Origin of the sequence: Janthinobacterium sp. GW458P (assembly GCF_002127585.1) — a bacterium.
Classification (GTDB): Bacteria; Pseudomonadota; Gammaproteobacteria; order Burkholderiales; family Burkholderiaceae_D; genus Janthinobacterium.
Map to the genome: position 1 here is coordinate 28,222 of NZ_NEGZ01000017.1, position 17,937 is coordinate 46,158.

Annotated in this window: 16 protein-coding genes; 7 read left to right on the plus strand and 9 right to left on the minus strand. The window is 65.5% G+C overall.

All coding sequences use genetic code 11. The annotated features are described in order from the left end of the window. Positions 1-55: 55 nt before the first annotated feature. Positions 56-955, plus strand: coding sequence for a transcriptional activator NhaR (nhaR, locus tag CBW50_RS12220; RefSeq protein ID WP_076570497.1), 900 nt, complete (start codon positions 56-58; stop codon positions 953-955). Between the two features lie 3 nt (positions 956-958). Here the strand turns inward: nhaR and CBW50_RS12225 are convergent, their stop codons facing one another. Continuing rightward, complete coding sequence (locus CBW50_RS12225) at positions 959-1,972, minus strand: zinc-binding alcohol dehydrogenase family protein (protein ID WP_086145804.1); 1,014 nt, start codon at positions 1,970-1,972, stop codon at positions 959-961. A 95-nt stretch (positions 1,973-2,067) separates the two neighbouring features. Here CBW50_RS12225 and CBW50_RS12230 point away from each other — a divergent pair, with 95 nt between their 5' ends. Continuing rightward, the gene (locus tag CBW50_RS12230; protein ID WP_226936206.1) at positions 2,068-2,994 is read left to right on the plus strand and encodes a LysR family transcriptional regulator; all 927 of its coding nucleotides are present in this window, start codon (positions 2,068-2,070) and stop codon (positions 2,992-2,994) included. A gap of 77 nt (positions 2,995-3,071) precedes the next feature. Continuing rightward, complete coding sequence (locus tag CBW50_RS12235) at positions 3,072-4,394, plus strand: chloride channel protein (RefSeq protein WP_086145805.1); 1,323 nt, start codon at positions 3,072-3,074, stop codon at positions 4,392-4,394. Here the strand turns inward: CBW50_RS12235 and CBW50_RS12240 are convergent. The 4 genes from CBW50_RS12240 to CBW50_RS12255 all read right to left on the minus strand — a co-directional run bounded on the left by CBW50_RS12240 (position 4,391) and on the right by CBW50_RS12255 (position 7,832). Further along, the gene (locus tag CBW50_RS12240; RefSeq protein WP_086145806.1) at positions 4,391-5,215 is read right to left on the minus strand and encodes a toxin-antitoxin system YwqK family antitoxin; all 825 of its coding nucleotides are present in this window, start codon (positions 5,213-5,215) and stop codon (positions 4,391-4,393) included. The two genes, CBW50_RS12235 and CBW50_RS12240, sit on opposite strands and share 4 nt — an antisense overlap. 72 nt (positions 5,216-5,287) lie before the next feature. Then, the gene (locus CBW50_RS12245) at positions 5,288-5,776 is read right to left on the minus strand and encodes a MarR family winged helix-turn-helix transcriptional regulator (RefSeq protein WP_253251930.1); all 489 of its coding nucleotides are present in this window, start codon (positions 5,774-5,776) and stop codon (positions 5,288-5,290) included. Between the two features lie 86 nt (positions 5,777-5,862). After that, positions 5,863-6,690 (minus strand): toxin-antitoxin system YwqK family antitoxin, encoded by an 828-nt coding sequence (locus CBW50_RS12250; RefSeq protein WP_086145807.1) that lies wholly within the window; start codon positions 6,688-6,690, stop codon positions 5,863-5,865. 8 nt (positions 6,691-6,698) lie between these two features. Next, a complete protein-coding gene (locus CBW50_RS12255) occupies positions 6,699-7,832 on the minus strand; it encodes a toxin-antitoxin system YwqK family antitoxin (RefSeq protein ID WP_086145808.1) in 1,134 nt (377 codons plus the stop codon). 77 nt (positions 7,833-7,909) lie between these two features. Between CBW50_RS12255 and CBW50_RS12260 the strand changes: the two genes are divergently transcribed. Continuing rightward, positions 7,910-8,305, plus strand: a complete 396-nt coding sequence (locus CBW50_RS12260; protein WP_086145809.1) for a hypothetical protein — start codon at positions 7,910-7,912, stop codon at positions 8,303-8,305. Between the two features lie 4 nt (positions 8,306-8,309). Here the strand turns inward: CBW50_RS12260 and msbA are convergent, their stop codons facing one another. Continuing rightward, positions 8,310-10,145 (minus strand): lipid A export permease/ATP-binding protein MsbA, encoded by a 1,836-nt coding sequence (msbA, locus tag CBW50_RS12265; protein WP_086145810.1) that lies wholly within the window; start codon positions 10,143-10,145, stop codon positions 8,310-8,312. Positions 10,146-10,253: 108 nt separating this feature from the next. Next, positions 10,254-10,973, minus strand: a complete 720-nt coding sequence (locus tag CBW50_RS12270) for a hypothetical protein (RefSeq protein WP_086145811.1) — start codon at positions 10,971-10,973, stop codon at positions 10,254-10,256. Positions 10,974-11,119: 146 nt separating this feature from the next. On the opposite strand from CBW50_RS12270, the gene CBW50_RS12275 reads away from it, so the two are divergent. Then, complete coding sequence (locus CBW50_RS12275; RefSeq protein WP_086145812.1) at positions 11,120-12,541, plus strand: PLP-dependent aminotransferase family protein; 1,422 nt, start codon at positions 11,120-11,122, stop codon at positions 12,539-12,541. 5 nt (positions 12,542-12,546) lie between these two features. On the opposite strand, the gene moaA is transcribed toward CBW50_RS12275, so the two are convergent. Together moaA and CBW50_RS12285 are read right to left on the minus strand one after the other, a co-directional pair. Further along, positions 12,547-13,644 carry a GTP 3',8-cyclase MoaA gene (gene moaA, locus CBW50_RS12280; protein WP_086145813.1) on the minus strand — a complete coding sequence of 366 codons (1,098 nt, stop codon included), beginning with the start codon at positions 13,642-13,644 and terminating at the stop codon, positions 12,547-12,549. Positions 13,645-13,746: 102 nt separating this feature from the next. Next, positions 13,747-14,022 (minus strand): helix-turn-helix domain-containing protein, encoded by a 276-nt coding sequence (locus tag CBW50_RS12285; protein WP_086145814.1) that lies wholly within the window; start codon positions 14,020-14,022, stop codon positions 13,747-13,749. 197 nt (positions 14,023-14,219) lie between these two features. Here CBW50_RS12285 and CBW50_RS12290 point away from each other — a divergent pair, with 197 nt between their 5' ends. After that, positions 14,220-16,532, plus strand: a complete 2,313-nt coding sequence (locus tag CBW50_RS12290; RefSeq protein WP_086145815.1) for an FdhF/YdeP family oxidoreductase — start codon at positions 14,220-14,222, stop codon at positions 16,530-16,532. A gap of 13 nt (positions 16,533-16,545) precedes the next feature. Beyond that, positions 16,546-17,925: a cytochrome ubiquinol oxidase subunit I gene (locus CBW50_RS12295; protein ID WP_086145816.1), complete on the plus strand. Its 1,380-nt coding sequence runs from the start codon at positions 16,546-16,548 to the stop codon at positions 17,923-17,925. Positions 17,926-17,937 lie beyond the last annotated feature (12 nt).

Sequence of the window (17,937 nt, forward strand, 5' to 3'; positions counted from 1 at the left end):
CGAATATAATGAAGAAATACATCGAAAAACTCGATGCAACAACCAAGGATCGACGATGTCCACGCTCAACTTCAAGCACTTGCGCTATTTCTGGATGGTGGCCAAGACGGGCAGCATCGCCCGCGCGGCCGAGCAGCTGCACCTGACGCCGCAATCGATTTCCGGCCAGCTCAGCGACTTTGCCGACACCCTGGGCGTGGAACTGTTCCGCCGCAGCGGGCGCAAGCTGGAATTGACGGAGACGGGCAGGCGCATCCTCAGCCATGCGGAAGAGATCTTCAGCACGGGCGACGAATTGCTGGAAATCGTGCGCGACCAGTCGCGCACGGCGACGACCACGTTTCGCGTCGGCTGCGCCGATTCCGTATCGAAGCTGATCGCCTGCCGCCTCGTCGAACCGGCGCTGGGCCTGGCCGAGCCGCTGCGCATGATCTGCCGCGAAGGCCGGCTGGCCAGCCTGCTGGCGGACCTGGCCGTGCACCGGCTGGACCTGATCATCGCCGACCGCCCCATGCCGTCCCATTTGAGCGTGCGCGGCTACAACCACCTGCTGGGCGAAAGCGGCATGACCCTGTTCGGCACGCCGGCGCTGGCCGCCACGCTGGAAGGCGGCTTTCCCCGCTGCCTGGACGGCGCGCCGCTGCTGCTGCCGGGCGAGGATTTCGCCATCTACGGCCGCCTGCTGCAGTGGCTGGGCGAGCACAATCTGCACCCGCGCATCGTCGGCGAGTTCGACGACAGCGCCATGATGCAGGCCTTCGGCCAGTCCGGCGCCGGCCTGTTCTTCGCCCCCACCGTGATCGCGCCCCAGGTGTGCGAACAGCATGGCGTGGTGGCGCTGGGCCGGGTCGACAGCCTCGTCGAGCAGGTGTATGCGATCACCACGGAGCGCCGCCTGAGCCACCCGGCCACCATCGCCATCAGCCAGAGCGCGCGCCACGAGCTGTTCGTCTAGGCGCTACGCGGCGCCGACGACGATCTTGCCCGGCTGCCCGCCACTCTCCAGCAGCGCATGCGCGCGCCGCATGGTGGCCGCGTCCATCGGCGACAAACGCTGCCGCAGGGCAGAGCGCAGCACGCCCTGGTCCAGCAGCGCCGCCACGCGTTGCAGGATGCGGTGCTGTTCCTGCATGTCGGCGGTGGCGTACAGGGGCCGCGTAAACACCATTTCCCAGTGCAGCGACACGCTCTTGCCCTTCAGCGGCGCCGCATCGAAAACAGCGTGGTCGTCGATGACGGCCAGCTTGCCGTGCGGCGCGATGATCTGCGTCAAGGCCGCAACATGGCGCGCCGTGTGCGACAGGGCGGCAATGTGCGTGACGGGGGCGACGTGCAATGCCGCCACCTGCTCCGGCATGGGCCGCGCATGGTCGATCACATGGTGGGCGCCCATGGCGCGGCACCAGTCCGCGCTGTCGTCGCGCGAAGCCGTGGCGATCACGGTAAAACCCGTCAGCCGGCGCGCCAGCTGGGTCAGCATCGATCCGACGCCGCCCGCGCCGCCCAGCACCAGCAGGCTGCCCCGCTCCCGCCTGTCGCCGGGCGCAATGGCAAAACGCTCGAACAGCAGCTGCCACGCCGTCAGCGCCGCCAGCGGCACGGCCGCCGCCTGCGCAAAATCGAGCGTAGCCGGCATGCGCGCGGCGATGCGCTCGTCGACCAGGTGGTATTCGGCGCTGGCACCCGCGCGGTCGAACGAGCCCGCGTAATACACGGCCTGCCCCGGCGCGAACAGGGTCACGGCGCTGCCCACCGCGTGCACGACGCCGGCCGCATCCCAGCCCAGGGTGGCGACGGCTTGCGGCACGGCGACCAGCCCGGCCCGCACCTTGGTGTCGAGCGGATTGACGCCCACGGCGCGCACGCGCACCAGCACGTCGCGGGGGCCGGGCACGGGCATCTCGCCCTGCGTATCGAACAGGCCGTCCTGTTCGTCCACGCTGCTGCCCTTGTTGAAACCGATCATCTTCATTGCATGCTCCCAGCTAAATCTGCATGGTAGGCAGCCCCACGGGAAAGAAAAATATGCTTCAATGCGTTTCACTACTGACCAAACTGTCATGAATCATGCAAGATATCGATAATCTCTCGGGCGTGGCCCTGTTCGTGCAACTGGCCAAAGCGGGCAGCTTTGTCGCGGCCGCGCGCCAGGCCGGCATTTCGCCATCGGCCGTCAGCAAAAGCCTGGCGCGGCTCGAGCAGCGGCTGGGGGCGCGCCTGTTCCAGCGCAGCACGCGCCAGCTGAGCCTGACGGCGGAAGGCAAGCTTTTCCTGGCGCGCAGCGAACGCATCCTGGCGGAAATGCAGGCGGCGCAGGAGGAACTGGCGGGCCAGCGCGCGCCACAGGGACGGCTGCGGCTGGGCTTGCCGGAACTGGGCGGCCTGTTCCTGCCCGCCCTGGCCGCATTTTCCCAACTGCACCCCGCCATCGCGCTGGACCTCGATTTTTCCGACGCGCTGGCCGACGTCGTCGGCGACGGCTTCGACGCCGTCATCCGCATCGGCGCGCCGCGCGACTCGCGCCTGGCCGCCCGCAAGCTGGGCCAGTTCCGCTCCTGCCTCGTGGCCTCGCCCGCCTACCTGGCGCGCCATGGCACGCCGCAACACCCCCTTGATCTGCAACAACACGCCTGCCTGCACTACCGCTTCCGCCACAGCGGCAGGGTCGAAGCGTGGCAGCTGCGCCAGGACGACGGCGCGGTGCCCCTGGACTTGCCCCTGTCGATGGTGTGCAACAACGTGGAAGCGCGGCTGCACTTCGCCCGGCAAGGCCGGGGCATCGCCTGGCTGCCCGAGTGTACGGTGCAGGCGGCGCTGGCCGACGGCAGCCTGGTCGAAGTGCTGAGAGACTACGCGCTCGACGGCCATCCGGCCCACGGCTGCTGGCTGCTGTGGCCGTCCGGGCCGCACCTGGCGCCGAAGGTGCGGGCCCTCGTCGATTTCCTGGCCGGAACAGACCTTTTGTTGCCGGCTGCCCACGGATCAGGCACATAAAATACATTTGGACAAATATAGCCTTATAATGGCAAGCCTCCCCGACGCCTTGCGCGCCCCTTCCTGGACTTGCCGCAATGAAGCACTTGCACGACATCCCCTCTGCCTTCAAGCATGAATTTGCCAACCCGCGCCTGTGGTGGTCGCGCGCCGTCGTCGTCGGCATGGCCGCCGTCGCGGGCCTCGTCGTCGTGGGCTTTACGTGGCTGGCGGAAACAGCGCTCGATTGTTTTCTCTTTTTTAACGGCAATGCCTGGTGGTTCGCCCTGCTGTGGACGCCCGCTTGCGCCGCCCTGCTCGTCTGGCTGACGCGCCGCTACGCCATGGGCGCGGCCGGCTCCGGCATCCCGCAAGTGATGGCCACGCTGGACCCGGCCGTGGCGCCCGAGCAGCGCTCCTTGTTCGTCTCCCTGAAACTCAGCGCCGCGAAAATCGTCCTGACGGCGGGCGGCTTGCTGGGCGGACTCTCGCTGGGGCGCGAAGGGCCATCCGTGCAGATCGCCGCCGGCGTGATGCTGGCCGCGCGCCGCTGGCTGCCCCGTCACTCGCAGGTGAGCGCCCATTCGCTGCTGGTGGCCGGTGGCGCGGCCGGCATCGCGGCCGCCTTCAACACGCCGCTGGCGGGCGTCATGTTCGCCATCGAAGAACTGTCGCGCTCGCCCGAGCAACGCAACAGCGGCTTGATTGTCGCCGGCATCGTGCTGGCAGGCATGATGGCCGTCTCCATCCACGGCAACGCCACCCACTTCGGCATCATCCATCCCGGCCCCATCGGCCTGGCGCTGGCCCTGCCAGGCTTGCTGGTGACCCTGGTGGCGGGCGTGGCCGGCGGCCTGTTCGCGCGCCTGCTATTGGCCTCCGCCCGGGGCAATCCGCTGGGAAAATTATCGGCGTGGAGAAAGCACCGGCCCGTGCTGTTCGCCGCCGCCTGCGGTTTGCTGGTGGCGGCCATCGGCATCGCCAGCCACGGCGCCACCTTCGGCAGCGGCACCGTGGCCACGCGCGCCATGCTCGAAGGTTCCAGCGATGCGGCGCCGGCCTTTGTCGCCTTCAAATACGTGGCGACGTGGCTGACCGTGTGGTCGGGCGTGCCGGCCGGCATCTTCGCGCCGTCGCTGGCCATCGGCGCCGGCATCGGGCATGACATTGCGCAATTGCTGCACTATCCGCATGCACCGGCCCTGATCGCGCTGGGCATGGTGGGTTTCCTGGCCGCCGCCACGCAGGCGCCGCTGACGGCGTTCATCATTGTCATGGAAATGGTCGACGGCCACGGCATGGTGCTCAGCCTGATGGCTTGCGCCGTGGTGGCCAGCACCGTCTCGCGCGTGCTCAGCGAACCGCTGTACGGGGCGCTGGCGCAGCTGCAGCTGCAGCGGCTGCCGGCGCCGCCGAACTAGAAATGGCTGCAGGGGCGCAGCAAGCGGCCGTCCTGCCATGCGCAAACGGTGCGCGTGCCATCCTCGGCCCAGCTGCGCTCCAGGCCGTGCTTTTCCCCATGCACGTAATGGAGGTGCGATTTTTCGCGGCCGTCCGGCCACCAGGCCTGGTGCAGGCCGGTGCGCCGCCCGTCCAGATACGTCCCCCGCTCGGCCAGCCGGCCATTCGGATGAAACGCCTCCGCCTCGCCCGACAGCACGCCATCGGCAAAATGGGCGCGGTTGCTGACCTGGCCTTGCTCGTCAAAGCTCAGGTACTCGCCATCGGCGGGCTGGCCCGCCTGGTAGCGCAATTCACGGCTCAGTTGGCCATTTGCATGGTAGTGGCTATGCAAGCCCTCGTACTCGCCGTCGCGGTAAGCCTTGCGGCTTTTTAGCGTGCCATCCGCGTACCAGGCGACGTTGACGCCGTCGAAATCGCCCTCGCCATTGCGCTCTTCGAGCAGGCCCAGCTGGCCATCGGCGAAATACACGCTGCGCTGATGAACATAGTTGAGCCGCGTCGTATCCGCGTCGCGCAGCCAGGCATCCATGTGCAGCTTGCCTGGCGGCTGCGCGAAATGCAGCTGCCAATGCCAGGCCTGGCGGGCCGCATCGTGGCGCAGCGGCGCGCGCTGCTCGTAGATGGCGGCGGCACGTTCGACGGCTTGGTAGTCGGCGTCGAAATACAGGATGGCCGGCGACGGCTCGGCAGGCAAGGCCGGGGAGGCCAAGGCATAGACCATGGAAACAGGTGAACCGGCCAGGACGGCGGCCAGCAGAACGGAATTGAGTATCTTCAATGCATGCTTTCATCAACGCTGCGATAGCGCCGATGATAAGGGCTAACAGTGTGGTCCAGCCACACGCTAGCCCTACATGGTGAAAGGAAACGGCTGCAGCCCCGCCTTGCGGTCATCGGGGGCGACGACGGCCAGCAAGGCCCTCAAGCCCCGGTTCAGATGCGCCAGGCTGTCGGCATCGAGCTGGCCCAGGGCGCTGGGCAGCAAGCCGCGTGCCGGCTGGGGCGCGCCGGCGATGACGGCCTGGCCTTCGGCCGTCAGGGTCAGCGTGACCACGCGCTGGTCGGGCTGGTCGCGCGCCTTGCGCACATAGCTTTTTTTCACCAGCGCATCGACCAGGTTGCTGGCCGTCGTCTGGTGGATGGACATCCGGGCAGCCAGTTCGCCCATGCGCAGCCCCGGCAGCTCCAGCAATTCCTGCATCACCCACAATTGCGCGCCCGACACGCCGCACTGCTTCTCGATCTGCGCCGAGTGCCGCTGCGCCGCGCGCATGACGACACGCATGTTTTGCAAGGCCAGGCTTTGCGCCTTGACCATCGCCGATACTTCCGCTTCCACCACCGTTGCCTCCAGTTATCAGATCCGGCATCGCGCCTGCTGGCGGACCGGAATCCCTGCATGATACCTGCAAAGGCGGGCGGCTCCTAGCGCATGGACACTGGCTCTCCGGCTTGCCACGCCTGTTCCAGCACCAGCTTGCCGGACGGGTCCCACTGGCGCTCGACGCCGTGCTTCTTGCCGTGCACATACGGCACGAGCTGCTGCAGGCTGCCGTCGGCGTACCAGCTTTGCAGCAAGCCGTGACGCTGGCCGTCGCGCATGGGCGTGACCTGGGCGCGCACGCCGTCGTCATGCCACTGCGTCAGGTCGCCCTGCTCGCGCCCCTGCGCATCCTGTTGCCAGGCAATGGCCGGCTGGCCGTTGGCGCCCCACTTCTGCATGCGCAGCAGCTTGCCCTTGCGGTACAGCGCCTTCTGCGCCAATTGACCATTGTCATGGCTTTCAAACGACCAGCCGTCGGGCTCGCCATTGCGCCACATCATGCTGGCGAGTACCTTGCCATCGGGCGCCAGGGTGACGGCCTCGCCATCCTGCTGGTCATGGATGAAATGACTGCGCTGGAACAGCTTGCCGTCGGCGTAAAACAATTGCTGCAGCCCATGCATCCTGCCGCCCTTCAGGAAGGCGCGGCTGCTCACCTTGCCATTCGGGCCATACGACACATACTCGCCATCGGCCATCTGCTGGCCGTGGTAGCGGATGCGGTTCATCAGCTGGCCATTCTCATGGTAGGTCTCGGCAATGCGGTCGCGCCCGTTCGGCAGCAGGGTCACTTTTTGCTTGAGCCGGCCGCTGTCATAGAACGATGTGCCGCCAGCCGGCGCTTGCGCCTGCGCCGCCAGCGGCAGCACCGTCAGGAGCGCCGCCAGCAGCGCCAGGCGCAGGGTCCGTATGGTCAGTCGATATGGCATGCGGCCCCCTACTGCGCCGCCACCGGCTGGCCATCGTGCCAGGCCTGCTCCAGCACCAGCTTGCCCGTCTTGTCCCATTGGCGCTCGACGCCGTGCTTCTTGCCGTGTTCGTAAGGCACGATCTGCCGCAGGCTGCCGTCGCTGTACCAGGTCTGCAGCAAGCCGTGGCGCCGGCCCTCGACAAACGGCGTCACGCTGGCGCGCACGCCGTTGGCATGCCAGTCCGTCGTGTCGCCGTGGTCGCGCCCCTGCTCGTCTTTCTGCCACGCAAAAATGGGCCGGCCATTCGGGCCCCACGTTTGCAAGCTGAGCACGGCACCTTTCCGGTACAGCGTCCTGTTCGACACGACGCCATTGCCATGGCTTTCAAACGACCAGCCGTCGGGCTGGCCGTGCACCCACACGGTCCGGGCCAGCACGCTGCCGTCCTCGGCATACATGACAAACTCGCCCTCGCGCTTGCCATCGACGTGCCGTCCCCTTCGGAACAGCTTGCCATCGGCATAAAACGATTCCTCCAGGCCATCCATCTGGCCATTGCGCCGGTACGAGCGGTTGCTGACGGCGCCATTCGCGCCATACGACACGTGCTCGCCATCGGCCATCTCGTCGCCGTGATACAGCGTGCGGCTCATCAGCTGGCCGTTCTTGTGATACGTTTCCGAGATGCTGTCGCGCCCGTTCGGCAGCGCCGTCACCTTCTGCTGGATCTGGCCATTCTCGAAGTACACGCAGCCGCCCAGCAGCTCCTCGCCCTGGGCATTGAAGTAGGTTTCGCGCAGCAACTGGCCATTTTCGTAGTAATACTTGCGAAAACGCACGAACTTGATCTGGCTCAAATCCAGGTCCGTGGCATAGGTTTCAAAGGCCAGCACGCCCGGCGTGTCGGGAAATTCGAGCCGCACATGCCAGGCGCCCAGCGCCTCGTCGCGCACGGGCGGCGTGCGCAGCGCATACGCGGCGCGGCGCTGATTGCTGGGCATGAAATTTTCATCCAGATACATGGTGTGGTCTTCCTCCTGCAAGGTTGGCGTTGGCGCTGGCGACTGCGCCGCCGGCTGTTCCTGTGCCGCCAGCGGCAAGGCCAGGGCCATGCCCAACAGTGCGGCCAGTGCCGCGCGCGTCGTCTGTGGTGTGTGCATTGTGTTCCGTTGCAATGATATTGTGCGGCTGCCATCATAATGGAAAGCAACGTTTTCCCCCGTCACGAAAGAAAGCCATGCACTTGCCAGCCGCCCCGAGCGACACCCAGATACTGGACATCATCGATGCCTGGATCGCCGACCTCGCGCGCGGCGATTACGCGTGCGCCCATGCGCGCACGGCGCACGACGCGTATTACGGCTGGACGCCGGCGCTGCTGCGCGCTGTGATCGAAGGCTATGGTTCGCCGCAGCCGTATGCGGATGGCCGGGTCTACCGGGTCACCCCGGCGGCGCTGGCCAGCGGCACGCCGCACGAGCGCTGCGTCGAACGCCCGGACGGCCAGGATGGCGGCATGGTGATCGCCGAAGCGCGCCATTCCCTGCCCCTGAACGGCGTTTGGTCGGATCTGACTGCCACCTTTCGCGTGGAGGGCGCCAGGCTGGTATTACAGGAAATTCACGTGTTCTAAGGGTCTAGGCCGCGCCATCCTTGACGGGCGACAACTGGCTCGCATGCAACCGCGCATACGCGCCGCCCTGCCGCAGCAGGTCGGCATGGCTGCCCGACTCGACCAGGCGGCCGCCCTGCATGACGACGATGCGGTCGGCGCTTTCGATGGTGGACAGCCTGTGGGCGATGACGATGGTGGTGCGGTTGCGCATCAGCACTTCCAGCGCCGCCTGCACGGAACGCTCCGATTCCGTGTCCAGCGCGCTGGTCGCTTCGTCCAGCAGCAGGATCGGCGCATCCTTGTACAGGGCGCGCGCGATGGCCAGGCGCTGGCGTTGCCCGCCCGACAGGCGCGAACCGTTCTGGCCCGCCTGGGTTTCGTAGCCTTGCGGCAACTGCATGATGAAGTCGTGGGCGTAGGCGGCGCGCGCCGACGCTTCGATTCTGTCCTGGTCCGGGGCCGGGTCGCCGTAGGCGATATTGGCCGCCATCGTGTCGTTGAACAAAATCACATCCTGGCTGACGAGGGCGAACTGGCGCCGCAGGGCCAGCAGCGCGTAGTCGCGCAAGTCTACGCCGTCGAGCAAAATCCGGCCGCCGCTGACGTCATAGAAGCGCGGCAGCAGGCCCAGCAAGGTCGTCTTGCCGCCGCCCGAGCCGCCCACCAGGGCCACCGTTTCGCCGGCGCGGATGTCGAGCGTGATATCGCTCAAGGCCGTGGGCGCATCGGGATCGTCGCTGTTGTAGCGGAAGTGCACGTTCTGCAGGGACAGATTGCCCTGCACGGCCGCCGGGGCGATGCTGCCCGGGTCCGGCTCCAGCGGCGTGTCGATCAGGCCGAAGACGGACTCGGCCGCCGCCAGGCCCCGCTGCAGCGGCTCATTGATTTTCGTCAAATTCTTGATCGGCGACTGCATCGCCATCAGCGCGCCCATGAAGGCAACAAAAGCGCCCGGCGTGATGGCGCCGCTTTGCGCGCGCAGCATGGCGAAGTAGATCACGGACGACAGGGTAATGCCGACGAGCATCATGATGAAGCCGGAATTCATGGCCGAGGTGGCAGCATGCTTGACGGCCAGTTGGCGGTTGCGCTTGACGACGTCGACGAAGCGCGCCTGCTCGTAATCCTGGCCGCCGAAGATTTTCACCACGCGCTGGCCGCCTATGCTTTCGTCGAGCACGGAAGTGAGTTCGCCCACGGCTTGCTGCGAACTCTTGCTCAGGTGGCGCATGCGGCGCCCCGCCAGGGTCACGACGACGGCCACGATGGGCATCGACGCCATGCAGAACACGGCCAGTTTCACGTCGATGCTGAACAATAAAATCAGGTAGCCGATGGTGGCGACGGAATCGCGCACCATCACATTGAGCACGTTCAAGCCCGCCTGCGACACCTGGCTGGCGTCGAAGGCCACGCGCGACTGCGTCAGGCTGGTGGTGGTGGTGTCGAAAAAACGGCTGGGCAGGCGCATGATGGTGGCGAACATCTTTTCGCGCAAATCGGCCTGCACGCGGCTCGATAGCCAGACGGAACCGTAGTCGCCGGCAAAACTGGACACCATGCGCAGCACGGCCAGGCCCAGGATGGTGGCGGGGATCACCCAGATATCCACCTGCCCCGCCTGCGCCGGCAGAAAACGGTCGACCCAGCCCTGCAGCATGCCCATCACGCCGGATACGGGCGCGACCTGCGTGCTAGCCGTCGTGCGCATGGCGTCGACGACGTTTTGCAACTGGCGGATCAGCAATACATCGGTGGCGGACGCGACGCCCACGGCCAGCAAGGTGGCGGCAACGATGGCGCCGTAGCGGCGAAACTGACTGGCCAGGCGGAAAAACAGAAGGCGGCTTTGCTGCATGCAGGTGACAAAAGTGAGGGTAAAGCGTGATTCTAACCGCTGCCAGACTTAGCTATGAGAAAGTCGTCGCCTTGCCGGCGCAGGACCGGCAAGGAAAGGCACGGGCGATCAGCTCTTCGCCACTTTCCAGGCGGCAGTGCCGGCCTGGCACACTTTCAGCTTCAGGGTCTGTTCCTGGCCCTTGGCGCTCAAGCCTACCTGCACCTTGCGGCACGTTTGCGCGTCCGTCTTTTGCGTGTCGCTGGCCGTGATCTCGGCGGCGATGCGCACGGAATTGCGCAAGCCTTCATTGCTCCATTGCACCGTTTCGCCATCCTTTTTCTCGTTCAGGACGTCAGTGACGGCTTTCACGAAGACGGGCTTGTCATTCTTGTTCAGGTAAGCCATCGGCGTATCGGCCAGGAAACCCAGGCCGACGGCCGAAGCGGAGGCGCACAGGACGGCGCTGCCGAGGATCAGGGCGGAAAACAGTGGTTTGGTAGGGATACGCATCGGAAGACTCCTGGTAAGAAAGTAAATAAGGGGCAATTGTACGGGCAAGCGGGCCTGGCCAGGGTCCGCAGGCGAAATGTCCATTTTCTGCAAGGCGTCGAGACTGGGCAGGAAACAGATCGCCGACGACAGCGCCGTGGAAAAATCGGGCGGCCTGTGCGTACTGGCAACGCCGTCCTCGCCCACGCCAGACATTTGCCGCAGCATGCCCATGGTCACCGCGATGTCGCGGCCGAACTGCTGGCGGCCCGCATGCGCTGCGCAATAGCCGTCGCGTCTTTGCTCTTGCGTCTTCACCGTGATCTTAAACCAGCTCTGCCCGAATGGCTCTTTCATTTCAACAACAAAGGCATGCAAGCTTATTCAAAGCACCACTTTCCATACCAATAGTGATAAATTGCAACAAACCAGGGGCGCGCCCGCATGAATTAAACGATAATGCAATGACGTAGAGCAAGATCTGAACCACTGGACAACATCGCATGAAACTGTATGAAAAGCTCGTCGGCGACATCGAGCAACTGGTCGCCCAAGGCGTGCTCTTGCCCGGCGAACGCATCCCCTCGGTGCGCCAGACCAGCCAGCAGCACAAGCTGAGCATCACCACGGTGCTGCGCGCCTACGTCAAGCTGGAAAGCATGGGCGTGATCGAAAGCCGGCCCCAGTCCGGCTACTTCGTGCGGCCCCGCGCCGGCGACGGCGAAGCTGCCGGCCTGTGCATGCAGGCCTCGCAGCCGAGCACCGTGCCGGCCGAAGTGCACGTGAGCCGCCTGGTGCTGTCGACGCTGCGCTCGATCGGCTTGCACGAGGCGATACCGCTGGGCTCGCCCTACCCCGATCCTTCGCTGTTCCCGTGGGAACGCATCAACCAGTACGCGAGCGCCGTGGCGCGCCGCAACCGCGACTGGAGCGTGACGGACGACCTGCCGCCGGGCAACCCGCAACTGATACGCGAAATCGCCCGCCGCTACCTGGAAAACGGCCTGGCCGTCGATCCCGACGAAATCATCGTCACCGTGGGCGCCACGGAAGCGATCAACCTGTGCCTGCAAGCCGTGGCCAGGCCGGGCGACACCATCGCCGTCGAATCGCCCACCTTCTACGCCATGCTGCTGGCCGTCGAGCGGCTGGGCATGAAGGTGGTGGAGGTGTCCACCGATCCGTATGACGGCATCTGCATCGAAGCGCTGGCCGACATCATGGCCCGGCAAGCGATCGCCGCCGTCATGGTGATGCCGAACTTCCAGAATCCGCTGGGTTTCCAGATGTCGGACCAGCGCAAGCGGGCCCTGGTCCAGCTGCTGGAGCAGCACGACGTGCCCGCCATCGAAAACGGCGTCTACAACGAACTGTATTACGGCGACGCCCACCCGTCCTCGCTCAAATCGTTCGACCGCAAGGGCCTGGTGCTGCACTGTTCCTCGTTTTCCAAGAGCCTCAGCGCCGCGCAGCGCGTGGGCTGGGCCCTGGCCGGACGCTACCGCGGCAAGGTGGAGGAACTCAAATTCCTCAACACGCTCACCACCTCCTCGTTCCCGCAGCTGGCCATCGCCGAATACCTGCAGAACGACGGCTACGAACAGCATCTGCGCCGCATCCGCAAGGCCTATGCCCAGCAGGCGCGCATCATGGCCGCCGCCGTGCAGCGCTTCTTTCCTGCCGGCACCAAAGTCTCGCAACCGCAGGGCGGCTATGTGCTGTGGGTGGAGTTGCCGGGCAAGGTCGACGCCATGCAGCTGTACCGGCGCGCGCTGGAATGCAAGATCACCGTGGGACCGGGACGCATGTTTTCCGTCAGCCAGGCCTACAGGCATTGCATCCGCCTCAACTACAGCTATCCGTGGAACGCGGGCGTGGAACAGGCCATTATTCTGCTCGGTAAACTGATCACCGAGTTTTTATAAACCCATCATCCGCCCACCAGCGACATGCGCACGGTGCGATACTGCTTGCGCTGGCCGCCGCCGGCCTGGGCCAGTGCGCCGCGCACTTCCGAGTAGCGGTCGCCACGGCGCTGCCAGTGCCGGCGCAACAGCGCTTCCAGCCCGCCCGGGCCTTGCGCAGGATCAAGGTGGGGCCGCAGGGCCAGGCCGTCCTGGGCGAACAGGCAGGTAAACAGCTTGCCGTCCGACGAGACGCGCACGCGGCTGCAGTCGCCGCAGAACGGCTGCGACACGCTGGAAATGAAGCCCACTTCGCCGCCGCCGTCGAGATAACTGTAGCGGCTGGCCGTCTCGTGCGAGATCGGCTTGCCTTCGCCCAGCGCCACAAGGGGAAATGCTGCCGCGATCAGCGCGCGCGCTTCATCCGACGGGACGACATGCGTGCGCGACCAGGCGCCGATGCCGCCCACGTCCATGAATTCGATCAGGCGCAGGATCACGCCCGTGTGGCGGAAATGGCGCGCCAGCGGCACGATCTGGCTGTCGTTGACGCCTTTCTGCACGACCATGTTGACCTTCACGGGGTGCAAACCCACGGCTTGCGCCACCGCTATGCCGTGCAGCACTTTCTCGACAGGAAAATCGACGCCGTTCATGCGCTGGAAAATGCCGTTGTCCAGGCTGTCGAGGCTGACCGTGACCCGCTCCAGGCCAGCCTCCTTCAGCGAGCGCGCCTTGGCCGCCAGCAAGCTGCCATTCGTCGTCAGCGCGATGCTCACGGCGCGCCCGTCCGGCGTGGCGAGCCGCGCCAGGCGCTCGATCAGCTGTTCCAGGTTCTTGCGCAGCAGCGGCTCGCCGCCCGTGATGCGGATTTTATCGACGCCCAGGCGCACGAAGGCGCGCGCCATCGTTTCGATCTGCTCGAAAGACAAGCGCTCGCTCGAAGGCAGGAACGGGTAATCGCCGGGGTACAGTTCGGCCGGCATGCAATACGTGCAGCGGAAGTTGCACTGGTCGATGACGGAAATGCGCAAGTCCGTCAGGGGGCGGCCCAGCATGTCCACGCACGGTTCAATATGGTCTGGCTGCCGGAGCGCCGGCTGCGGATACAGGATGGTGTTCATGGTGCTTCCCCTCGATAGGCATACGTCAGGACGTAGCATAGGGCGAATGGGGGCAGGCCAGGAGGTACAGTCCGGCGCCGGGCGATAGAGTACAGACGCGATCTAATCCGCTGACGGTGCAGCAAAGACGCTGGCGCACAGCTCGGCGCCCGCCGCGCTCAAGGATGCGCTGCCGCCGCCGCTCTCCGCCGTGGCGAGTGTCACCAGTCCCGCGCTGGACAGCGCATTGAGCTGGCGCAACAAAGTGCTCATCTGTACCCCTGCCCGCTTGGCCAGCTTGGCCAGCGACCACGGTTTCCCGGGCGCTTCCTGGCGCGCCTGCCACAGCAGCGCCAGCAACGCTATCAGCGCCGCGTCGATTCCGTCTTCTTGCTCCATGTTCTACCCCGTTCACGATCCGGCATGCACGCTGCACTGCCCTCGTTTGCATCATAAATCAGGGACCTTGCCGGCGCGACGCAAATCGCCCGCGCCCCATCTGTACTCTGTTTTTTTGTCCGGAACTGTGCGCCTACGGGGCGGCCCGCCGCCCCTACCATGTGATTGTCCCATCGCATATCATCAGGAGAGTCATCATGAGCAAGCCAAAGTCCGACGCGCGCATCGCGCCCTACACCCATGCCGCGGCCGGCTGGGGAGCACTCAAATACGTGGCCATCAACCTGTTCAAGGAAAAAGTCAGCGCAGGCAACTACCGTTCGCTGTTCGAGCAAAACCAGCCCGACGGCTTCGACTGCCCCGGCTGCGCCTGGCCAGACCGCGAACACGCGTCCACGTTTGAATTCTGCGAAAACGGCGTCAAGGCCGTGGCCGCCGAATCGACGAGCAAGCGCGTGCGCCCCGAGTTTTTCCAGGAACACACGGTCACCGAGCTGATGGCGCAGTCGGACTATGATCTGGAACAACATGGCCGCTTGACGGATCCCATGGTGTACGACGCGGCCAGCGACAAATACCGGGCCATTGCCTGGGACGATGCGTATGCCCTGGTGGCGCGCCACCTGCACGCGCTGGACGACCCGGACCAGGCCGCCTTCTACACGTCTGGCCGCGCCAGCAACGAAGCGGCCTTTTTGTATCAGCTGTTCGTGCGCGCCTACGGCACGAATAATTTCCCCGACTGCTCCAACCTGTGCCACGAAGCGACGAGCCGCGGCTTGCCGGAAACGGTCGGCATCGGCAAGGGCACGGTGCTGCTGGACGATTTCGAGCATGCGGACACCCTGCTGCTGTTCGGCCAGAACCCGGCCACCAACCACCCGCGCATGCTGGGCGAATTGCGCGAAGCGTCGCGCCGCGGCGCCACCATCGTCTCCATCAACCCGCTGCACGAACGGGGCCTGGAGCGTTTCACCAGCCCGCAGCATCCGCTGGAAATGCTGACGGGCGGCAGCACGAACATCTGTTCGCTGTTCATCTGCCCGACACTGGGCGGCGACTTTGCGCTGATCAAGGCCATGGCCAAGCGCGTCGTCGAGCTCGATGACGAAGCCATCGCCCACGGCCAGGAGCGCGTGCTCGACTGCGCCTTCATCGCCGAGCACACGCGCGGCTTCGACGCCTTCGCCGCCGACCTGCGCGCGGAAAGCTGGGACTTGCTGCTGGCCGAATCGGGCGTGGCGCGCGACAAGATCGAGGAATTGACGCAGATCTATATCAAAGGCAAGGCCGTCATCGCCACCTGGGGCATGGGCGTGACGCAGCACAAGAATTCGCTGGCCACCGTGCAGATCCTGTCGAACTTGATGATGATGCGCGGCAATATCGGCAAGCGCGGCGCGGGCCTGTGCCCCGTGCGCGGCCACTCGAACGTGCAGGGCGACCGCACCATGGGCATCGAGGAACAGCCGAGCAAGGAATTCCTCGACCGCCTGGGCCTGGTCTTCGGTTTTGAACCGCCGCGCCACCACGGCTACGACGCCGTCGGCACCATCGAAGCCATGCTGGAGAAAAAGGTCAAAGTGTTCGTCGCCCTGGGCGGCAATTTCTCGATGGCCACGCCGGACACGCCGCGCACCTGGGACGCGCTCCGGTCGTGCGACCTGACGGTCCACATCGCCACCAAGCTCAACCGCAGCCATCTGGTGCACGGCAAGGATGCGCTGATCCTGCCGACCCTGGGCCGCACGGAAATCGACGTGCAGCAAGGCGTGGCGCAAGGCGTGACGGTGGAAGACTCGATGAGCATGGTGCACATCTCGTTCGGCATGAACCAGCCCGCCTCGCCCGATCTGCGCTCGGAAATCGCCATCGTGGCCGGCATGGCGCAGGCGACCCTGGGCAGCGAGAAGATCGACTGGCTGCGCTATGCCGGCAACTATGCGCTGATCCGCGATTCCATCGAGCAAGTATTCGACGATTTTTTCGACTACAACTTGCGCGTGGCCAAACCGGGCGGCTTCCACCTGGAAATCGCCTCGCGCGAACGCGTGTGGAAGACGGCAAGCGGCAAGGCGCAATTCCTCGTCAACGCCGTCGAGCTCGATACGCCGATCCACCGCGCTCGCCAGCAATATGGCGAACGCCTGATGGTGCTGATGACCACGCGTTCGCACGACCAGTACAACACGACGATCTACGCCATGGATGACCGCTACCGCGGCGTGTTCGGCCAGCGCAGGGTCGTTTTCATCAACAAGGACGACCTGGCCATGCTGGGCTTTGCGGCCGGCGACTGGGTCGACCTGATCGGCGTGTGGCATGACGGCATAGCACGCCGCGCCGACCGCTTCCTGCTGGTCGAGTACGACATTCCGCGCGGCTGCATCGGCGCCTACTACCCGGAAACCAATCCGCTGGTGCCGCTCGACAGCGTGGGCCACGGTTCGCGCACGCCGACCTTCAAATCCATCCCCGTGCTGCTGGCGCCTTCGGCCGCCCTCGGCTGATCAGGAGCACCCCATGTTCGGTTTCGATACCCTGGACCTGTCGCGCGCGCAATTTGCGATGACGGCCATCTTCCACATCCTGTGGCCCATCTTGACGATCAGCCTGTCGCTGTTCCTGTTCGTCGTCGAGGCGCTGTGGCTGCGCACCAGCGACCCCGTCTACTACCGCCACGCGCGCTTCTGGAGCAAGCTGCTGGTGCTCAACTTTGCCGTCGGCGTCGTCAGCGGCATTCCCCTGGAATTCCAGTTCGGCACCAACTGGGCGCCGTTTTCCCACCATTCCGGCCAGTTCATCGGCAACATCCTCGGTTTCGAGGGCGCCATGGCCTTCATGCTGGAAGCGGGCTTCATCGGCGTCATGATGTTCGGCTGGGGCCGCGTACCGAAGGGCGTGCACCTGTTTGCCACCGGCATGGTGGCGCTGGGGTCGAGCATTTCCTCGTTCTGGATCATGGTCGCCAATTCCTGGATGCAGACGCCGGCCGGCGTGCGCGTGCTTGACGGCAAGATCATCGTCACCGATTACGTGGCCGCCATCTTCAATCCCGACATGGCCTGGGCCGTGGGCCATATGTGGGTGGCCGCCGTGGAAACGGGCTTGATCGTCATCGCGGGCATTTCCGCCTGGTATATGTTCAAGCGCCGCGAACCGGCCTTCTTCGCCCGCTCGTTCAAGCTGGCGCTGATGCTGCTGCTGGTCATCGCACCGTTGCAAGTGTGGCTGGGCGACTCGAGCGGCGTCGACGTCTTCAAGACCCAGCCCGCCAAGGGCGCGGCCATCGAAGGCCACTGGCACACGAACCGCGATGGCGAAGGGGCCGCCTGGTCCCTGCTGGCCTGGCCCAACCAGGCGGAGCAGAAGAACGACTGGTCGCTCGAAGTGCCCGGCATGCTCAGCGTGATCGCCACGCATAGCGCCACTGGCAAGATCACGGGCCTGGCCGACATCGCCCGCGCAGACCAGCCGCCCATGCTGCCGCTGCTGTACTACGCGTTTCGCGCCATGGCCGGCATCGGCATGTGGTTCGTGCTGCTGGCGTTCTGGACCTTCGTGGCCTGGCGCAAGGCGGGCGCACGGGTGGACGCGTTTTTGCGCCAGCGCAAGCTGCTGCTGGCCTGGGTGCTGACGATACCGCTGCCCTACATCGCCGTCGAGTGCGGCTGGATCGTGCGCGAAGTGGGACGCCAGCCATGGGTCGTGTACGGCTTGCTGCGCACGCGCGACGCCGTCTCCGACGTGGCGGCCCATGCCGTGGCCGGCAGCATGCTGATGTTCTATGTGTTTTACATCGTGCTGTTTGTCACCTTCTTTGTGTTTGCCAGGAAATGGCTGCAGCAAGGCCCGGACGTGGCGCTGCCGCTGCCGGACACCGCCCATGCCGCGGGGTATTGAGATGCGCCCCCA

What these genes read in the sequence shown, in the direction of transcription:
- CBW50_RS12290 (WP_086145815.1), top strand. Translation starts at nt 14,220, where the DNA reads ATGAGCAAGCCAAAGTCCGACGCGCGCATCGCGCCCTACACCCATGCC.
- CBW50_RS12230 (WP_226936206.1), top strand. Translation starts at nt 2,068, where the DNA reads ATGCAAGATATCGATAATCTCTCGGGCGTGGCCCTGTTCGTGCAACTG.
- CBW50_RS12275 (WP_086145812.1), top strand. Translation starts at nt 11,120, where the DNA reads ATGAAACTGTATGAAAAGCTCGTCGGCGACATCGAGCAACTGGTCGCC.
- CBW50_RS12285 (WP_086145814.1), bottom strand. Translation starts at nt 14,022, where the DNA reads ATGGAGCAAGAAGACGGAATCGACGCGGCGCTGATAGCGTTGCTGGCG.
- CBW50_RS12250 (WP_086145807.1), bottom strand. Translation starts at nt 6,690, where the DNA reads ATGCCATATCGACTGACCATACGGACCCTGCGCCTGGCGCTGCTGGCG.
- CBW50_RS12255 (WP_086145808.1), bottom strand. Translation starts at nt 7,832, where the DNA reads ATGCACACACCACAGACGACGCGCGCGGCACTGGCCGCACTGTTGGGC.
- moaA (WP_086145813.1), bottom strand. Translation starts at nt 13,644, where the DNA reads ATGAACACCATCCTGTATCCGCAGCCGGCGCTCCGGCAGCCAGACCAT.
- msbA (WP_086145810.1), bottom strand. Translation starts at nt 10,145, where the DNA reads ATGCAGCAAAGCCGCCTTCTGTTTTTCCGCCTGGCCAGTCAGTTTCGC.
- CBW50_RS12260 (WP_086145809.1), top strand. Translation starts at nt 7,910, where the DNA reads ATGCACTTGCCAGCCGCCCCGAGCGACACCCAGATACTGGACATCATC.
- CBW50_RS12270 (WP_086145811.1), bottom strand. Translation starts at nt 10,973, where the DNA reads ATGAAAGAGCCATTCGGGCAGAGCTGGTTTAAGATCACGGTGAAGACG.
- CBW50_RS12295 (WP_086145816.1), top strand. Translation starts at nt 16,546, where the DNA reads ATGTTCGGTTTCGATACCCTGGACCTGTCGCGCGCGCAATTTGCGATG.
- CBW50_RS12235 (WP_086145805.1), top strand. Translation starts at nt 3,072, where the DNA reads ATGAAGCACTTGCACGACATCCCCTCTGCCTTCAAGCATGAATTTGCC.
- CBW50_RS12225 (WP_086145804.1), bottom strand. Translation starts at nt 1,972, where the DNA reads ATGAAGATGATCGGTTTCAACAAGGGCAGCAGCGTGGACGAACAGGAC.
- nhaR (WP_076570497.1), top strand. Translation starts at nt 56, where the DNA reads ATGTCCACGCTCAACTTCAAGCACTTGCGCTATTTCTGGATGGTGGCC.